The organism is Paraburkholderia sp. CI3 (assembly GCF_050436505.1).
Classification (GTDB): domain Bacteria; phylum Pseudomonadota; class Gammaproteobacteria; order Burkholderiales; family Burkholderiaceae; genus Paraburkholderia; species Paraburkholderia tuberum.
In genome coordinates this window covers 1,889,964-1,905,872 of the sequence record NZ_JBNDMI010000004.1, presented here as the reverse complement: position 1 = coordinate 1,905,872, position 15,909 = coordinate 1,889,964, and the positions used below count along the sequence as shown (strand labels likewise).

At 63.3% G+C, this 15,909-nt stretch carries 15 protein-coding genes; 11 read left to right on the top strand and 4 right to left on the bottom strand.

Going from position 1 to position 15,909, the window contains the following annotated elements; genetic code table 11:
- Positions 1-2 precede the first annotated feature (2 nt).
- From OKW29_RS30100 to nagZ, 11 genes are all read left to right on the top strand, one after another.
- Positions 3-1,043 (top strand): MucB/RseB C-terminal domain-containing protein, encoded by a 1,041-nt coding sequence (locus tag OKW29_RS30100; protein WP_184071606.1) that lies wholly within the window; start codon positions 3-5, stop codon positions 1,041-1,043.
- A 37-nt stretch (positions 1,044-1,080) separates the two neighbouring features.
- Positions 1,081-2,592 carry a DegQ family serine endoprotease gene (locus OKW29_RS30095; RefSeq protein WP_429293630.1) on the top strand — a complete coding sequence of 504 codons (1,512 nt, stop codon included), beginning with the start codon at positions 1,081-1,083 and terminating at the stop codon, positions 2,590-2,592.
- Positions 2,589-2,861 (top strand): glutaredoxin family protein, encoded by a 273-nt coding sequence (locus OKW29_RS30090; protein ID WP_184061411.1) that lies wholly within the window; start codon positions 2,589-2,591, stop codon positions 2,859-2,861. The genes OKW29_RS30095 and OKW29_RS30090 overlap by 4 nt, the downstream gene beginning before the upstream one ends.
- A gap of 229 nt (positions 2,862-3,090) precedes the next feature.
- A complete protein-coding gene (lepA, locus tag OKW29_RS30085) occupies positions 3,091-4,884 on the top strand; it encodes a translation elongation factor 4 (protein ID WP_090801163.1) in 1,794 nt (597 codons plus the stop codon).
- An 18-nt stretch (positions 4,885-4,902) separates the two neighbouring features.
- Positions 4,903-5,796: a signal peptidase I gene (gene lepB, locus OKW29_RS30080; RefSeq protein WP_184028065.1), complete on the top strand. Its 894-nt coding sequence runs from the start codon at positions 4,903-4,905 to the stop codon at positions 5,794-5,796.
- 185 nt (positions 5,797-5,981) lie between these two features.
- Positions 5,982-7,262: a ribonuclease III gene (gene rnc, locus OKW29_RS30075; protein WP_429293629.1), complete on the top strand. Its 1,281-nt coding sequence runs from the start codon at positions 5,982-5,984 to the stop codon at positions 7,260-7,262.
- A gap of 54 nt (positions 7,263-7,316) precedes the next feature.
- On the top strand, positions 7,317-8,216 hold the full coding sequence (era, locus tag OKW29_RS30070; protein ID WP_026225953.1) for a GTPase Era: 900 nt from the start codon (positions 7,317-7,319) through the stop codon (positions 8,214-8,216).
- Positions 8,203-9,117, top strand: a complete 915-nt coding sequence (recO, locus tag OKW29_RS30065) for a DNA repair protein RecO (RefSeq protein WP_429293628.1) — start codon at positions 8,203-8,205, stop codon at positions 9,115-9,117. The genes era and recO overlap by 14 nt, the downstream gene beginning before the upstream one ends.
- Positions 9,114-9,878 (top strand): pyridoxine 5'-phosphate synthase, encoded by a 765-nt coding sequence (gene pdxJ / locus OKW29_RS30060; RefSeq protein WP_429293627.1) that lies wholly within the window; start codon positions 9,114-9,116, stop codon positions 9,876-9,878. Before recO ends, pdxJ begins: the two co-directional genes overlap by 4 nt.
- Before the next feature lie 24 nt (positions 9,879-9,902).
- Positions 9,903-10,370: a holo-ACP synthase gene (acpS, locus tag OKW29_RS30055; protein WP_429293626.1), complete on the top strand. Its 468-nt coding sequence runs from the start codon at positions 9,903-9,905 to the stop codon at positions 10,368-10,370.
- Positions 10,371-10,434: 64 nt separating this feature from the next.
- Positions 10,435-11,463, top strand: a complete 1,029-nt coding sequence (gene nagZ / locus OKW29_RS30050; protein ID WP_187616936.1) for a beta-N-acetylhexosaminidase — start codon at positions 10,435-10,437, stop codon at positions 11,461-11,463.
- A 110-nt stretch (positions 11,464-11,573) separates the two neighbouring features.
- Here nagZ and OKW29_RS30045 read toward each other — a convergent pair whose 3' ends face one another.
- The 4 genes from OKW29_RS30045 to earP all read right to left on the bottom strand — a co-directional run bounded on the left by OKW29_RS30045 (position 11,574) and on the right by earP (position 15,771).
- Positions 11,574-12,956: a sigma-54-dependent transcriptional regulator gene (locus tag OKW29_RS30045; RefSeq protein WP_429293625.1), complete on the bottom strand. Its 1,383-nt coding sequence runs from the start codon at positions 12,954-12,956 to the stop codon at positions 11,574-11,576.
- A gap of 188 nt (positions 12,957-13,144) precedes the next feature.
- Positions 13,145-13,351: a CsbD family protein gene (locus OKW29_RS30040; RefSeq protein WP_429293624.1), complete on the bottom strand. Its 207-nt coding sequence runs from the start codon at positions 13,349-13,351 to the stop codon at positions 13,145-13,147.
- 274 nt (positions 13,352-13,625) lie between these two features.
- Positions 13,626-14,183 carry an elongation factor P gene (efp, locus tag OKW29_RS30035; protein WP_008919334.1) on the bottom strand — a complete coding sequence of 186 codons (558 nt, stop codon included), beginning with the start codon at positions 14,181-14,183 and terminating at the stop codon, positions 13,626-13,628.
- A gap of 394 nt (positions 14,184-14,577) precedes the next feature.
- Positions 14,578-15,771, bottom strand: coding sequence for an elongation factor P maturation arginine rhamnosyltransferase EarP (earP, locus tag OKW29_RS30030; protein ID WP_429293623.1), 1,194 nt, complete (start codon positions 15,769-15,771; stop codon positions 14,578-14,580).
- Positions 15,772-15,909 lie beyond the last annotated feature (138 nt).

The window sequence follows — 15,909 nt, the reverse complement described above, 5'->3', positions numbered from 1 at the left end:
TGATGCAGACTCCGCGGTTCAATATAACGACTATCTGGGGGCGGTTGCCAGCATTTCTGTTCTGCGCAGCCGTGTTGTTGTCCGCTGCACCGCGGGTCTTCGCACAAGACGATCCTGCCGTCGCCCGTCGCACGGCCGCGGAACTGCTCGATCGCATCCATCAGGCCGCCCAGCAGCAGAACTACGAGGGCGCGTTCGTCTATCAGCGCGGCAGTTTCGTGCAGACGTCGCGCATCGCACATTACTCCACGCGTACGGACGGCGAGTTCGAGCAGCTCGAAAGCCTCGACGGCAAGCCGCGCAAAATGCTCCGTCACAACGACGACATGTACACGTTCTTGCCGGAGCGGCGTATCGTGGTCTTCGAAAAACGGCAGAACAAGGACTCATTCCCTGCGCTGCTGTCGGTGAACGGCGAGCAGGTGCTGTCCGTCTACGAGCCGAAGATGCTTGACGACGACCGCGTCGCGGGCGTCGACAGCCTCGTGATGGAACTCGATCCGAAAGACGCGTACCGCTTCGCGTACAAGCTGTGGGCAGACAAAAAGTCCGGTCTGCTGTTGCGCGCGCAGACGCTCGACCCGAGCGGTCAGGTGCTCGAGCAGTTGTCGTTTTCGCAGGTCCGCATCGGCGTGCCGGTCGACAAGACGGGCATCGTCAACGGCATCCGCAATCTCACGGGCTGGACGGTAGTGCGTCCGCCCGTCGAGCCGGTCGACATGGCCGCGCAGGGTTGGCAAATCATGCCGTCGGTACCGGGCTTCCATATGATCCGCCAGTTGCGTCGTCCGATGGCGTCGCGCGAGGCGGGGCAGCCTCCGATCCCGGTCGACCAGGCCGTGTTTTCCGACGGCCTCGCAGCGATTTCGGTGTTCGTCGAGCCCGTCGAGAAAAATACGCGTAAGGAAGGCACGGGCGATAGCGGCGCGACGCACGTACTGGTCAAGCGTCAGGGCGACTTCTGGATTACCCTGCTCGGTGAAGTGCCCCAAACCACATTGCAGCAGTTCGCGTCTGCCATAGAATACAAAGCTCCGAAGTAACCCTTCCGAATCCTGAAATCCCTCGGCTTGCTACGATATGACGACTTTCTCGGTGCGCAAATTCCTCGCGGCCGTAGTGGTGGCAGCGTGTTTGCCGCTTGTGCCGCATATGGCATCGGCGGCTCCCGCTGCCAACCTGCCCGACTTCACCGACCTCGTCGACAAGGTCGGCCCGGCGGTCGTCAACATTCGCACGACAACGCGCGTGTCGAACGGTAGTTCCCGCGGCGGCCTGCCGCCGGGTATGGACGACGGCGACATGTCGGAGTTCTTCCGGCGCTTCTTCGGGATTCCGTTGCCGCAGTCACCGCAATCGCCGCACGGGGGTGATAACGGGGGCGGCGGCGGCGGTAGTGGCGGCAGCCCGGATTCACCGGACAACTCGGACGCCGAACAGAACAGCGGGGTAGGCTCGGGCTTCATCCTGTCGGCGGACGGCTACGTGATGACCAACGCGCACGTCATCGACGACGCGGACACGATCTACGTGACGCTGACCGACAAGCGCGAATTCAAGGCAAAGCTGATCGGCGTCGACGACCGTACCGACGTCGCGGTCGTGAAGATCAACGCGTCGAACCTGCCGACCATCACGATCGGCGACTCGAACAAGGTGCGCGTCGGCGAATGGGTCGTCGCGATCGGTTCGCCGTTCGGTCTCGAAAACACGGTGACTGCCGGTATCGTCAGCGCGAAGGGGCGCGACACCGGCGACTACCTGCCGTTCATCCAGACTGATGTGGCCGTCAATCCGGGCAATTCGGGCGGTCCGCTGATCAACATGCAGGGCGAGGTGATCGGCATCAATTCGCAGATCTATAGCCGCACCGGCGGGTTCATGGGCATTTCGTTCGCGATTCCGATCGACGAGGCGATGCGCGTGGCCGATCAGCTGAAGAGTTCGGGCAAGGTGGTGCGCGGCCGCATCGCGGTGGCGATTGGTGAAGTGACGAAGGACGTCGCCGAGTCGCTCGGTTTGCCGAAGGCACAGGGCGCGCTTGTGAGCAGCGTGGAGCCGGGCGGACCCGCCGATAAGGCCGGCGTGCAGCCGGGCGACATCATCCTGAAGTTCAACGGACATTCGGTCGACACGGCGACGGACCTGCCGCGCATGGTCGGCGATACGAAGCCGGGCACGAAGACGTCGATCACGATCTGGCGCAAGGGTCAAACGCGCGAACTGCCGGTCACGATCGCAGAAATGCAGCCGGACAAGGTCGCGAAGGCGGATCAGAAGAAGCCGCAAGCGCCGAAGCAGCGCGCGACCAACGCGCTCGGCATCGCGGTCAGCGACATTCCCGCCGATCAGCAGAAAGCGCTGAAGATTCAGAACGGCGTGCAGATCGATGCGGTCGACGGTCCGGCCGCGCGTGTCGGGCTCCAAAAGGGCGACATCATCCTGCGGATTGGCGATACGGATGTGACGAGCACGAAACAGTTCGACGAGCTGACCTCACACCTCGATTCGCAGAAGATGGTCGCATTGCTGGTTCGTCGCGGCGACAACACGCAGTTCGTGCCGATTCGTCCGCGCAGCGCGCAGAAATGACGAAGACGGCATCGCTCACGCTCTATGGGCGCGCGTGGTGCCATCTGTGCGAGGACATGCGCGCTGCGCTCGAGCCAATGCTGGCCGAGTTCGGAGCGCAGCTGGCGGTGATCGACGTCGACAGCGATCCGTTGCTCGAAGCGCGTTACAACGAGTTGGTGCCGGTGCTGGTTTGCGATGGCGTCGAACTGTGCCACTATCATCTCGACGAAGCGCCCGTGCGGGCAGCATTGGCTGCACATGCGTCGCGTGTCGCGGCGGCATCCTGATACGCACCCGCGCGGCATCTGGTTTCGCGCGATCCATGCGCATTTTTGCCGCGGCTCACTGCGATGCGCGCGGTAATTTTCTCGCATCCTCTACGCCGTCTTGAGGCCCGGGCTTCGCAAGATGCGCCGGCCGATGGGCTTTTCGGCTAAAATAGATAAGATTTTCACCTACTTACAAGGCGTGCTCCGCTATTGTCCGGGGCGCGCCTTTTCGCTTGATCGGCACTGAATGGATCATATTCGTAACTTCTCGATCATCGCGCACATCGACCATGGCAAGTCGACGCTCGCCGATCGCATCATCCAGATTTGTGGCGGTTTGTCCGACCGCGAGATGGAAGCTCAGGTGCTCGACTCGATGGATCTCGAGCGCGAGCGCGGCATTACCATCAAGGCGCAAACCGCCGCGCTGTCGTATCGCGCGCGCGATGGGCAGCTCTACAACCTGAACATGATCGACACCCCGGGGCACGTCGACTTCTCGTACGAAGTCAGCCGCTCGCTGTCCGCGTGCGAAGGCGCGCTGCTCGTCGTCGACGCGAGCCAGGGTGTGGAGGCGCAAACCGTCGCCAATTGCTACACGGCCATCGAACTCGGCGTCGAAGTGGTGCCGGTGTTGAACAAGATCGATCTGCCGGCGGCGAACCCCGAAAACGCGATCGCCGAGATCGAGGACGTGATCGGCATCGACGCGACCGACGCGACGCATTGCAGCGCGAAAACGGGCCTCGGCGTCGAAGACGTGCTCGAAGCGCTGATCGCGAAAGTGCCGCCGCCGAAGGGCGATCCGCAAGCGCCGCTGCAGGCTCTCATCATCGACTCGTGGTTCGACAACTACGTCGGCGTCGTGATGCTGGTGCGCATCGTCAACGGCACGCTGCGTCCGAAGGACAAGATCCGGCTGATGGCAACCGGCGCGCAGTATCCGGTTGAACATATCGGCGTGTTCACGCCGAAGTCGAAGGATCTCGAATCACTGTCGGCGGGGCAGGTGGGCTTCATCATCGCCGGCATCAAGGAACTCGCGGCGGCGAAGGTCGGCGACACGGTTACGCTCGTGAACCAGCCGGCGGCCGTGCCGCTGCCGGGTTTCAAGGAAGTGAAGCCGCAGGTGTTCGCGGGTCTGTATCCGGTCGAAGCGAATCAGTACGACGCGCTGCGCGATTCGCTCGAAAAGCTGAAGCTGAACGACGCGTCGCTGCAGTACGAACCGGAAGTGTCGCAGGCGCTCGGTTTCGGTTTCCGCTGCGGCTTCCTCGGTTTGTTGCACATGGAAATCGTGCAGGAACGTCTCGAACGTGAGTTCGACATGGACCTGATCACGACGGCGCCGACCGTGGTCTACGAAGTCCTGCAGCGCGACGGCACGACCCTGATGGTCGAGAATCCGGCCAAGATGCCGGAGCCGTCGAAGATCGAGGAAGTGCGCGAGCCGATCGTCACCGTGAACCTGTACATGCCGCAAGACTACGTCGGCGCGGTGATCACGTTGTGTACGCAGAAGCGCGGCAACCAGATCAACATGCAGTATCACGGTCGTCAGGTTCAGCTTACGTACGAAATTCCGATGGGTGAAGTCGTGCTCGATTTCTTCGACCGTCTGAAGTCGATTTCGCGCGGTTATGCGTCGATGGATTACGAGTTCAAGGAATACCGCGCGTCGGACGTCGTGAAGGTCGACATGCTGATCAACGGCGACAAGGTCGATGCGCTGTCGGTTATCGTGCACCGCTCGCAAAGCCAGTACCGCGGTCGCGAAGTGGCGGCGAAAATGCGCGAGCTGATTCCGCGTCAGATGTACGACGTAGCGGTTCAAGCCACGATCGGTTCGAACATTATTGCGCGCGAAAACATTAAAGCATTGCGTAAGAACGTGCTGGCAAAATGCTACGGCGGTGATATCACGCGTAAGAAGAAGCTGCTTGAAAAGCAGAAGGCGGGCAAGAAGCGAATGAAGCAGGTGGGCTCGGTTGAAATCCCGCAAGAGGCTTTCCTCGCTATTCTGCGTGTCGAAGACAAATAAGTTGAATAACGGAACCCTATGAATTTTGCGTTGATTCTTTTTGTGCTCGTCGTTTTGACGGGTGTCGCATGGGTCGCGGACAAACTGGTTTTCCTGCCGAAACGGCGCCGCGAGGCGGAAGCCGCAGTCGCCGAATTCGATCGTCAGCAGGCACGCATCGGCGAGCGTTTCGCCGATGAAAACGCCGCGCAAACGCGCGCGCGTCTGCGCGACGACAAGCTGCGTCAGCCGTGGTGGCTCGAATATACGGCGAGCTTTTTTCCGGTGATTCTGGTGGTGTTCGTCGTGCGCTCGTTCGTGATCGAGCCGTTCAAGATCCCATCGGGCTCCATGGTGCCGACGCTGCTAGTGGGCGACTTCATCCTCGTCAATAAATTCGAATATGGTCTACGTTTGCCGATTACCAACACGAGGATCACGCAGGGCAGTCCGGTCCATCGCGGCGACGTGGTGGTGTTCCGTTATCCGAAAGACGAATCGGTCGACTACATCAAGCGCGTCATTGGTCTGCCCGGCGACGTGATCGAGTATCAGGACAAGAAACTCACGATCAACGGCAAGCCGGTGCCTGAAACGCCGTTGCCCGATTATCTCGACGAAGAGCGTCTCGGTTATGCGAAGCAGTTCCAGGAAGATATCGACGGCCGCAAGAACGCGATTCTGAATAATCCGGCGGTGCCGCCGTTCATCGTTGGTGCGGAAGATTATCCGTATCGCGACAACTGCCAGTACAACGCGCGTGGCGTGATCTGCAAAGTGCCGCCGGGCAATTTGTTCATGATGGGCGATAACCGCGACAACAGCGCGGATAGCCGGTACTGGGGTTTTGCGCCTGAACGCAATATCGTCGGCCGCGCATTTTTCATCTGGATGAACTTCAGCGATCTGCGGCGCATCGGCCCTTTCCAGTGAGTCGCGTGCATTGATCGCTTCATGAGCGCTTCTCACACGCCGCGCGAATAACCGGCACCCGGTTATCTCGGTCGCGGCGTGTTGTCATGCTACTTTAAGAATTCGCGGTAACGTCGTTTCACCACGCTTTTTCCGCTGGCGCCCCGTGTTTCCGCCGGGTCAGGCGCCCGCGTTATACTCTGCCCATGCCCCTATCTCCGTTGGAAAGCCGTTTGCGCTACGAATTTCGCAATGCGGAATTGCTGCGCCAGGCTCTAACACACCGCAGTCATAGCTCCACGCATAACGAACGGCTCGAATTTCTCGGCGACTCCGTTCTGAATTGCGCGGTGGCTGCGCTTTTGTTCCAACGTTTCGGCAAACTCGACGAAGGCGACCTGTCTCGCGTGCGCGCCAATCTGGTCAAACAGCAGTCCCTCTACGAGATTGCTCAGGCACTCAATATTTCGGAAGGCCTGCGCCTCGGCGAGGGCGAGTTGCGCAGCGGTGGCTTCCGCCGCCCGTCGATCCTCGCGGATACGCTCGAGGCGGTGCTCGGTGCGATATTTCTGGACGGCGGATTCGAGGCTGCGCAGACGGTCATCAAGCGCCTTTACGTACCGATTCTCGACCATATCGACCCACGCACGCTTGGCAAGGACGCGAAGACGCTGCTGCAGGAGTATCTGCAAGGCCACAAGATCGCGTTGCCTACTTATACGGTCGTCGCCACGCATGGTGCGGCGCACAATCAGCAGTTCGAAGTGGAATGTACGGTGCCGAAGCTGGACGTCAAGGTGTCTGGCTCCGGCGCGAGCCGTCGCGCGGCGGAGCAGGCGGCCGCAAAGAAGGCGCTCGACGAAGTAATGGCCGCGGCGCCTGCCGTGGTCGCGAAGCCGAAGCGCTCGAAGGGCGCGCGTGCCGCGAAAAATGCCCTGCAGGAAATCGTGCCGGGCGTGACCGGCGTACAGGCCGCACTGGATTTGCGCACACCGGATCGCAAGAGCGCGCGCGGTGAAGGGCGCGCGGCTGTCGCGCTGGAAGCGCACGCCGACAAACCTTCCGTGGAAAAATCAGCCGCTGAAAGACCGGCGGCCGAGCGTGCCGCGCCGGGTCCCGCCGGTGCGCCGTTGGCTGTAATTCGTGCCGCGCATGTGGAGTACAGCGGACAGGACAAGCCGGAGCGCGCCGAAAAGTCCGAAAAGACGGAGAGGGCAGACAAGGTTTCGATCCACGCGGGCGAGAAACCTGTCGACAAGCCGGCCGAAAAACCCGCAGCGGACCAAACCCCCGACCTCAAAGCCGACACGCCGTCACACGCTCGCAGCGCAGACCGTCAGCGCAGCCGCGAGGCCGCGCCGGGGACTGCTGCGTCGAGCGTGACCGCCGCGCCCGCGTCGGTTGTCTCGGTGCCCCCGGCACCTGCCGAACACGAACCCGGCGTCGCCGACGCGGTGCAAACGCGCGTCGCCGATGCGGGCCATTGATTGCAATCGGCGTGCGCGTCGCGCGCGCCGAACTGAACCTGCCGTAGTCCGAATATGAACGCTCCCACTCCCACTGGTTTTCGCTGCGGCATGGTCGCGATCGTCGGCCGCCCGAATGTCGGCAAGTCCACGCTGATGAACGCGCTGGTCGGCCAGAAAGTCAGCATCACCTCGCGCAAGGCGCAGACCACGCGCCATCGCATTACCGGCATCAATACGCTCGAAGACGCCCAGTACATCTTCGTCGACACGCCCGGTTTTCAGACCAAACACAGCGGCGCCCTGAACCGCTCGCTGAATCGCGCCGTTACGTCGACGCTGACCTCGGTCGACGCGATCCTGTTCGTCATCGAAGCAGGCCGCTTCGGCCCTGACGACCAGAAGGTACTCGATCTGATCCCGGCGAAGGTCCCGACGCTGCTGATCGCGAACAAGCTCGATCGCGTGTCGGATAAAGACTCGCTGTTCCCGTTCATGCAGCAGATGAGCACGCTGCGCGAGTTCAACGAGATCGTGCCGCTGTCGGCGAAAAATTCCGACGACATCAAACGTCTGATGGCCACCGTCAAGCCGTTCCTGCCGGAAGGCGAGCCGATCTACGGCGAGGACGACCTGACCGATCGCAGCGAGCGCTTCCTTGCCGCCGAAATCCTGCGCGAGAAAGTCTTCCGCTGGACCGGCGACGAGCTGCCGTACACGAGCACCGTGCTGATCGAGAAGTTCGAAACCGAAGGGCGGCTGCGCCGTATCTTCGCGACGATCCTCGTCGATCGCGACATGCACAAGGCGATGATCATCGGCCAGAAGGGCGCGAAGCTGAAGCAGATCAGCACCGAGGCTCGCCTCGACATGGCAAAGCTGTTCGACGGGCCGGTGTACCTCGAAACCTTCGTCAAGGTGAAGAGCGGCTGGGCCGACAATGAAGCCGGGCTTCGTGCGTATGGGTACGAATGACGCGTGGATGACGCTCAATTCAGACGAGGCTTCGGATCAGCCGGAGCACGAACCGTCTCGGCCCGCGCGTAGCGCGAGGAAAGCGTCGGCCGACGCAAAAAGCCCAAAAAGCGCGAAAAGCGCACCCGCCGACGATGGCGAGCCACGCAAAACGCCGGCGCGCCGCGCGCCGCGCACCCCCGCATCCGAATATCGGATCACCGAGCAGCCCGCGTTCGTGCTGCATAGCTATCCGTATCGCGAGACCAGCCTGATCATCGACGTGCTGTCGCGCGATCACGGCCGTCTCGCGCTGGTCGCAAAGGGCGCGAAGCGCCCGCACTCCGCGCTGCGCGGTGTGCTGCAAACGTTCCAGCCGCTGTCGCTCGCGTGGTCGGGCAAGTCCGAAATGCGCACGCTGACCGGCGCCGAATGGGTCGGCGGCATGCTGCCGCTGACCGGCGACGCGCTGCTGTGCGGTTTCTACGTCAACGAACTGCTGGTGCGCTTCTGCGCGCGCGAAGACCCGCATCCTCAGTTGTTCCATCACTACGTCGTCACGCTGACGCGGCTCGCGCACGATGAGCCGCCGGTGCAGGTGCTGCGCTCGTTCGAACGCGTGCTGCTACGCGAGACCGGTTACGCGATGGCGCTCGACCGCACGGTCGCACGCAAAGCGGTGCTCGCCGACGGCCGCTACGTGTTCGATCCCGAGCGCGGGGTACGCGAGGCATCGGACGAATGGCCCGCGCAGTGGCCGGTAGTGTCGGGACAAACCTTGCTCGATATGGAAAAGGACGATTACCATCGAGCGCAGACCGTCGCGCAAAGCAAAACGCTGATGCGCTTCCTGCTCAACACCTATCTCGGCGGCGCGCCGCTTGCCACCCGCCAGATCCTGATCGACCTGCAAAACCTATGAGCTTCTTCCTGACTTCGCCGACCGCGATCGATCTCGGCGTGAACATCGACCACGTCGCCACGCTGCGCAACGCGCGTGGCACGTCCTATCCCGATCCGATCCGCGCTGCGCTGATGGCCGAAGAAGCCGGCGCCGACGCGATCACGCTGCATCTACGCGAAGACCGCCGGCATATCGTCGACGCCGACGTACACAAGTTGCGTCCGCTGCTGAAAACGCGCATGAATCTCGAATGCGCGGTCACGCCGGAAATGCTCGACATCGCGTGCGCAGTGCAACCGCACGACGTCTGCCTCGTGCCGGAAAAGCGCGAGGAGCTGACGACCGAAGGCGGTCTCGACGTCGCCGGACAGTTCGAGGCGGTGCGCGCCGCATGCAAGCAACTGGCGGACGCGAGCTCGCGCGTGTCGCTCTTCATCGACCCCGAGGAGACGCAGATTCGCGCCGCGCACGAAGCCGGCGCGCCGGTGATCGAGCTGCATACAGGCCGTTACGCGGAAGCTCATGATCCCGCGGAACAGCAGCGCGAATACGAGCGCATGGTGCGAGCAGTCGAATTCGGCGCGACGCTCGGCCTCAAAGTGAACGCGGGCCACGGCCTGCACTACACGAACGTGCAGCAGATCGCGGCGATCGACGGCATCGTCGAACTCAACATCGGCCATGCGATCGTCGCGCACGCGATCTTCGCGGGCTGGGACAACGCGGTGCGCGAGATGAAGGCGATCATGGTCGCCGCGCGTCTCGGCGCGCGAGCGTAACGCAACCTGCCGACGGACGCACGCATGGCAATCTACGGAATCGGCACCGACATCGTTCAGGTCAGCCGCGTAGCAGCGGTGATGACTCGCACCAATGGCCGTTTCGCGGAGAAGGTGCTCGGTCCCGACGAACTACGCGTGTACCATGCGCGCCACGCCCGTTCGGCGGCGCGTGGTCTCGCGTTTCTCGCGACGCGCTTCTCGGCGAAAGAGGCGTTCTCGAAGGCGATCGGCCTCGGCATGCACTGGCCGATGAGCTGGCGCGGGCTGCAAACGCTGAACCGGCCGAGCGGCGAGCCGATGGTGGTCGCCTCTGGCGAGCTGGCCGACTGGCTCGACGCGCGCGGCATCACGGCGCGCGTGACGATCAGCGACGAGCGCGACTACGCGGTGTCGTTCGTGATCGCGGAGACGCAGCGGCCGGGCGATACGGAAGGTTCGTTGGCGGCGTCGGCGTCGCGGGCTTCGTCCGCCCGTTCCGCCACAGAATGAAAAGGTTGAGCGCGGCCGCTGGCGGTCGCGTTTGTGTTGTCTCACAGTTTTCCAGCGGAATTCGATGAAAACCACACCCGGACCGGTGATGCTCGACGTGGTCGGCAAAACGCTGAACCGCGATGACAAAAGGCGTCTCGCTCACCCGATGACCGGCGGCGTGATCCTGTTCGCGCGCCACTACGAGAGCCGCGCGCAACTGGTCGGGCTGACCGATGCCATCCGCGCGATTCGCCCGGATCTGCTGATCGCCGTCGATCACGAAGGCGGCCGCGTGCAGCGCTTTCGCACCGACGGCTTCACGGTGCTGCCGTCGATGGGTAAGCTCGGCGCGCTGTGGGACCAGGACGTGCTGCACGCGACCAAGGTGACGACCGCGGTCGGCTATATCCTCGCCGCGGAACTGCGCGCGTGCGGTATCGACATGAGCTTCACGCCGGTGCTCGACCTCGACTATGGACACTCGCAGGTGATCGGCGATCGCGCGTTCCATCGCGATGCGCGCGTGGTCGCGCTGCTCGCGAAGAGTTTGAACCACGGCCTCGCGCTCGCCGGCATGAGCAATTGCGGCAAGCATTTTCCAGGGCACGGATTCGCGCAGGCAGATTCGCACGTCGCGATGCCCGTCGACGAACGCCCGATCGAAGAAATCCTCGGCAACGACGTCGCGCCGTACGACTGGCTCGGTCTGTCGCTTGGCGCGGTGCTGCCCGCGCACGTCGTCTATCCGCGGGTCGATGCGAAGCCGGCCGGCTTCTCGCGCATCTGGTTGCAGGACATCCTGCGCGGCAAGCTTGGCTTCGAAGGCGCGATCTTCAGCGACGATCTGTCGATGGAAGCCGCGCGCCAGGGCGGCACGCTGACCGAAGGTGCGCAAGCGGCCCTGGAGGCCGGCTGCGACATGGTGCTGATCTGCAACCAGCCGGACGAAGCGGAGAAGGTGCTCGACGCGCTGCGCGTCACGCCGTCGAGGGAATCGCAGCGGCGGCTGAAGCGCATGCGGCCGCGCGGTAAAGCGCTCACGTGGAGCAAGCTGATGGCCGAGCCACGGTACGCCGAAGCGCAGAGGCTGCTGCGCAGTACGTTTGCATAAACGGAAATGGCGCCTTGAAGCAATTCAAGGCGCCATTTTTTATCAGCTTCGAACGGTGCGAGCCGCCGTCAGGCTTTGCTTGACAACCGCAGCACGCGCGATCCGATCGCTCAGTTCAAGCGCATGCGCTGCAACTTGTTGTACAGCGTCTTCGGGCTGATTCCCAGCAACGACGCCGCGCGATGCCGCGTGCCGCCGACCGCGTCGAGCGTCGCGCGAATCAGCATTTCTTCGACGTCCGCGAGGGGCGTACCGACGGTCACCTGCACGCGACTGCCGTTCAGATCGCGGCCGTTCGCCGTGCTGGCTTCGTCGGCGCGCAACGACTCGATCACGTCGCCCGATGCCTGATAAGCGCGCCGCACGCGCTCCTGCAGTTCGCGCACGTTGCCCGGCCAGTCGTACGCGAGGCATTCGCGCAGGAAATTCGGCGCCGCCTGCTTCGCGACCTCGGCCGTTCCGCGCGCGGTCGCTTCCACATTCAGTTCGTCGACGGCTGCCTGCGCAATCAGCAGCGGATCTTCACCACGCTCGCGCAGCGGCGGCAGCATGACCGCGGCGGCTTCGAGGCGCAGCGCGAGGTCCTGATGCAGCGAGCCGTCCGCGACCGCCGCGCGCGGCGACTTGCGCGTCGACGCGATGAGCCGGAAGTCGGTCACGATCTGGCTGGTACCGCCCACGCGCATGAAGGTCTGCGAATCGAGCGCGCGCAACAGCGCTTCCTGCTGCGTGCGCGGCAGCTCGGTGATTTCGTTGATGAACAACGTGCCGCCGCTCGCCTGTTCGAAGAGGCCCGGCTCGCGCTGCTCGGCGCCGCCGAACGCTCCGCGTTCGTGACCGAACAGCATGCTGTCGAGCGAGCGATTGAGCCCGCCCGCGGTCGCGCCGCGGCAATCGAACGTGACGAACGGGCCTTTGCGGCGGCGGCTCATGTCGTGCAGCGTGCGCGCGGCGATCTGCTTGCCGGTGCCAGCCTCGCCGGAGATCAGCACCGCGGCTTCTGTCGGCGCGAGACGCTCGATCGTGTCGTACACGTGCTGAATGGCGCCGCTGCGACCGAGCATCGAGCCGAAGCGCCCAAGCTGACGCAGCGCCGCGCGCAGCGCCTGGACCTCCTCGGTCAGCTCATAAGGCCGCGGAATGCGCGCGAGCAGGCTGCGCAGGCGCGGAATGTTGACCGGCTTCAGCAGATAGTCCCAGATACCGTGCCGCAAGCCCTCGATCGCACTCTCGACGGTCGCATTGCCGGTCATCACGATCACCGGAAGCGCGCCGCCCGGCGGATGCGCGGGCAGATGCTGCAACAGATCGAGGCCGCTGCCGTCCGGCAGATTCAGGTCGACGAGCACGACGTCGGGGATGAAGCGCGTCAATGCGCCGCGGGCCTCGGCGAGCGTGGTCGCGGTGTCGACCGAAAAGCCGTCGGCGGCGAGGATTGCCGACAGACCGGACAGGCTATTGGGATCGTCTTCAACAATCAGGGCGTGTGGCATGGCGAGCGCAATTTTATGAATGGGTTGAATGCCCGGTGCGCCGCCAACGCTGATGGCGCGCACCGCGGACTCTGGGGGCTCGATGACAGGGCTAAACGAACGGTCCCTGGGCGATGAAAAAACGACAGCCGCCGGCACTGCGCCTTGAGTCACGCGGGCCGGCGCCTGTAGTTCCTTCACTGGTCCTGTCAGAAATCCCGGTTGCTATCGAAAAACCGGCGCACTTCGAGTTCCGACTGTTCACGGGTTTTGCCATAGCGTTCCTGAATCAGACCAGCGAGCTTGTCGGCCCGGCCTTCGGCCTTGGTCAACTCGTCGTCCGTCAGTTCGCCCCATGCGGTCTTCGCCTTGCCGATCATCTGTCTCCATTTACCTTCAGCGATGTCGTTGTTCATGGTGCCTCTCCGAGGAGTGGAAAATGAGCGATACTCGCGTTACTCTCTCCACCTAGCAGAGATCGTGCCAAAGAGCGTGGATGAAATCGATCAAGGGCTTGCCGCGCGCCCAATGCGAAATCCGGATGTCGCGATGGTAATTTTGAGAAATTTGCCGGTAAAGTTTTCCTAAACCATACACGGCGCGACAGAAAAGAAAAAGCGCCCAAAAATTGAGCGCTTTTTGTGCAGGCCGGCAGGGCTCCGGTGCTGGCGGGGTGACGCAGGCGGGCGCTTAGGCGCGGCTGCGGTACTCGTGCGTACGCGTGTCGATTTCGATCTTGTCGCCGATGTTGCAGAAGAGCGGCACTTGCAGTTCGAAGCCGGTGTTCAGCTTGGCGTTCTTCAGCACCTTGCCCGACGACGTATCGCCCTTGACGGCCGGTTCCGTGTAGATGATTTCGCGAACCAGCGTGGTCGGCAGCTCGACCGAGATCGCCTTCTCGTTGTAGAACACGACTTCGCAAGCCATGCCGTCTTCGAGGTAGTGCATCGCGTCGCCCATCATTTCGGCTTCGACTTCGTACTGGTTGTAGTCGGCGTCCATGAACACGTACATCGGGTCGGCGAAGTACGAGTACGTCACTTCCTTGCGCTCGAGCACGACGACGTCGAACTTGTCGTCCGCCTTGTACACGGTTTCCATGCCCGCGCCGGTCAGCAGGTTCTTGAACTTCATCTTGACGACGGCGGAGTTACGGCCCGATTTGTTGTATTCGGCCTTTTGCACGACCATTGCGTCTGCGCCGATCATCACGACGTTGCCGGTGCGGAGTTCCTGTGCGGTCTTCATAAAACTGTCCTGTACGAGATAAATAGCTTAACTGTTGCTCACGGCATACGGCGCAAGCGGCTTCGGCGTTTCGCCCACCGCCTGCCGCGCGCCGCGGGAAGCGGCCGCGCAGCCCGGATGCGTGAAACGGGACCGGCTCGCGGCGAAAACCCGGGGGCGTGATGCCTCGGCGTTCCACCTGTCCGTTACCTGATTTTTACCCTGTTCGGGCGTGTACACGAGTGGCGCCGATCTGCAACACGCCCAAACATACGTCCCTTTTTTGACATTCGCGTGCCCGACCGGAAGATTGGGACGCGTGCTGTGTTTTTCGAGGGGACCGGTCAGACGGGCTGACCATGGGGTAGTTGGTCTAATCGGGCCGCGCTTGCGTCGTCGGCCGTTGGATAACCGCTTATTTTAACTGAGTTTTTGCGAACGAGGTCAGATTTCCGGCGAGATCGCCGACTTGCGCGAGTTCGACCGCCCAGCCAGCGGCGCGCCGTTTCAGGGCCGGATAGTGGCGCTGGAATTCCGCCCAGTCCGGCTGACCAGCGCCGTTCCACGCGTGCCAGAAGCGCTCGAGCGCGGTGCGCGCGTCAGCTGGGAGCGTGCGGGTGTAGTGCGCAAGTGCGGCGTCGAGCTTTGGCAGATGGGCGTCGTCGGCCTGCGGGTAGATGTGCCAGACGAACGGCTTGGCGGCCCACTGCGCGCGCACGAACGAGTCCTCGCCGCGTACGAAATTGACGTCGCTCGCCCATAGCAGTGCGTCGTAGCCAGGCTGTTCGGTGAACGCGAGCGCGTGCGCGCTGAGGTTGCCGAGCGTCGCATGGGTGCCCGCTGCAAACGACGGTAGGCCGAAAAAGCGCGCCAGCGCGCCGGAAATGCGTCCTTCGGGCACCAGCAGCACGATCGGGCTTGCGTTGTCGCCCCATTGTTCGAGCAGGCTGTCGACGGCCGGGTTTTCGTAGGCGAACAGCGACACGACCGTCGCGTCGGCGGGCGGCGGCGCGTGGCCCGTGACGTTGCGCCACCAGTCGGTGCGCGCGGCGGGCGATGCTTCGAACGCGGCGCGCGCCGCGTCGAGATCGCGCTCTTTCAGGACGCCACCGGTGCCGGGGCCGAGTCCGGGGAAAAAGAAGGTCTTGCTGAGTGCGTAGCGCGGATGCGGCGACGGCCGCAGATGAAAATCGGCGATCCAGTCCTCGGCGCTCAGATATTCGAGGTTGAACCAGAGCGGCACGCTCGCGCGCTCTGCCATCGCCGCGATATAGACGGGCGGCAGTTCGCAGGCGAACGCCTCGATCACGACGTCGGCGACTTCGAGCGTATCGCCAACATGGGACGGCTCGTGCCAATGCTCGACGACGATGCCGTCGAGCGTCTGCCGCGCACGCTCTAGCTCGAGCGACGGGCACAGCCTCCTGAACGCATGCAGATCGTCGACGAACACGCGCACCTGCCAGCCGTGCTCGCGCGCGAGTTGGCGCGCGAGGCGCCAGCACACGCCGATGTCGCCGAAGTTGTCGATCACCGCGCAGAAGATATCGCAGGCGATCGGGTTGGCAGGGGCGGCGGGTGATCCGGAATCGGGCGCGACGGAGGACATGGCGGCTCGGCTGGCTCGGTGACTCCGGCGAACGGAGCGGGTTCGAACGAACGCGGAATGTTCTAAACTGGCGATTCTAAAGCCTCGCTCGCGATCGCGCGCGCCCTTTGTCCGCCATGCGGGCCGCATCGGCGACAC

What these genes read in the sequence shown, in the direction of transcription:
- efp (WP_008919334.1), bottom strand. Translation starts at nt 14,183, where the DNA reads ATGAAGACCGCACAGGAACTCCGCACCGGCAACGTCGTGATGATCGGC.
- rnc (WP_429293629.1), top strand. Translation starts at nt 5,982, where the DNA reads ATGCCCCTATCTCCGTTGGAAAGCCGTTTGCGCTACGAATTTCGCAAT.
- nagZ (WP_187616936.1), top strand. Translation starts at nt 10,435, where the DNA reads ATGAAAACCACACCCGGACCGGTGATGCTCGACGTGGTCGGCAAAACG.
- acpS (WP_429293626.1), top strand. Translation starts at nt 9,903, where the DNA reads ATGGCAATCTACGGAATCGGCACCGACATCGTTCAGGTCAGCCGCGTA.
- OKW29_RS30045 (WP_429293625.1), bottom strand. Translation starts at nt 12,956, where the DNA reads ATGCCACACGCCCTGATTGTTGAAGACGATCCCAATAGCCTGTCCGGT.
- OKW29_RS30090 (WP_184061411.1), top strand. Translation starts at nt 2,589, where the DNA reads ATGACGAAGACGGCATCGCTCACGCTCTATGGGCGCGCGTGGTGCCAT.
- era (WP_026225953.1), top strand. Translation starts at nt 7,317, where the DNA reads ATGAACGCTCCCACTCCCACTGGTTTTCGCTGCGGCATGGTCGCGATC.
- pdxJ (WP_429293627.1), top strand. Translation starts at nt 9,114, where the DNA reads ATGAGCTTCTTCCTGACTTCGCCGACCGCGATCGATCTCGGCGTGAAC.
- OKW29_RS30095 (WP_429293630.1), top strand. Translation starts at nt 1,081, where the DNA reads ATGACGACTTTCTCGGTGCGCAAATTCCTCGCGGCCGTAGTGGTGGCA.
- recO (WP_429293628.1), top strand. Translation starts at nt 8,203, where the DNA reads ATGGGTACGAATGACGCGTGGATGACGCTCAATTCAGACGAGGCTTCG.
- earP (WP_429293623.1), bottom strand. Translation starts at nt 15,771, where the DNA reads ATGTCCTCCGTCGCGCCCGATTCCGGATCACCCGCCGCCCCTGCCAAC.
- lepA (WP_090801163.1), top strand. Translation starts at nt 3,091, where the DNA reads ATGGATCATATTCGTAACTTCTCGATCATCGCGCACATCGACCATGGC.
- OKW29_RS30040 (WP_429293624.1), bottom strand. Translation starts at nt 13,351, where the DNA reads ATGAACAACGACATCGCTGAAGGTAAATGGAGACAGATGATCGGCAAG.
- OKW29_RS30100 (WP_184071606.1), top strand. Translation starts at nt 3, where the DNA reads ATGCAGACTCCGCGGTTCAATATAACGACTATCTGGGGGCGGTTGCCA.
- lepB (WP_184028065.1), top strand. Translation starts at nt 4,903, where the DNA reads ATGAATTTTGCGTTGATTCTTTTTGTGCTCGTCGTTTTGACGGGTGTC.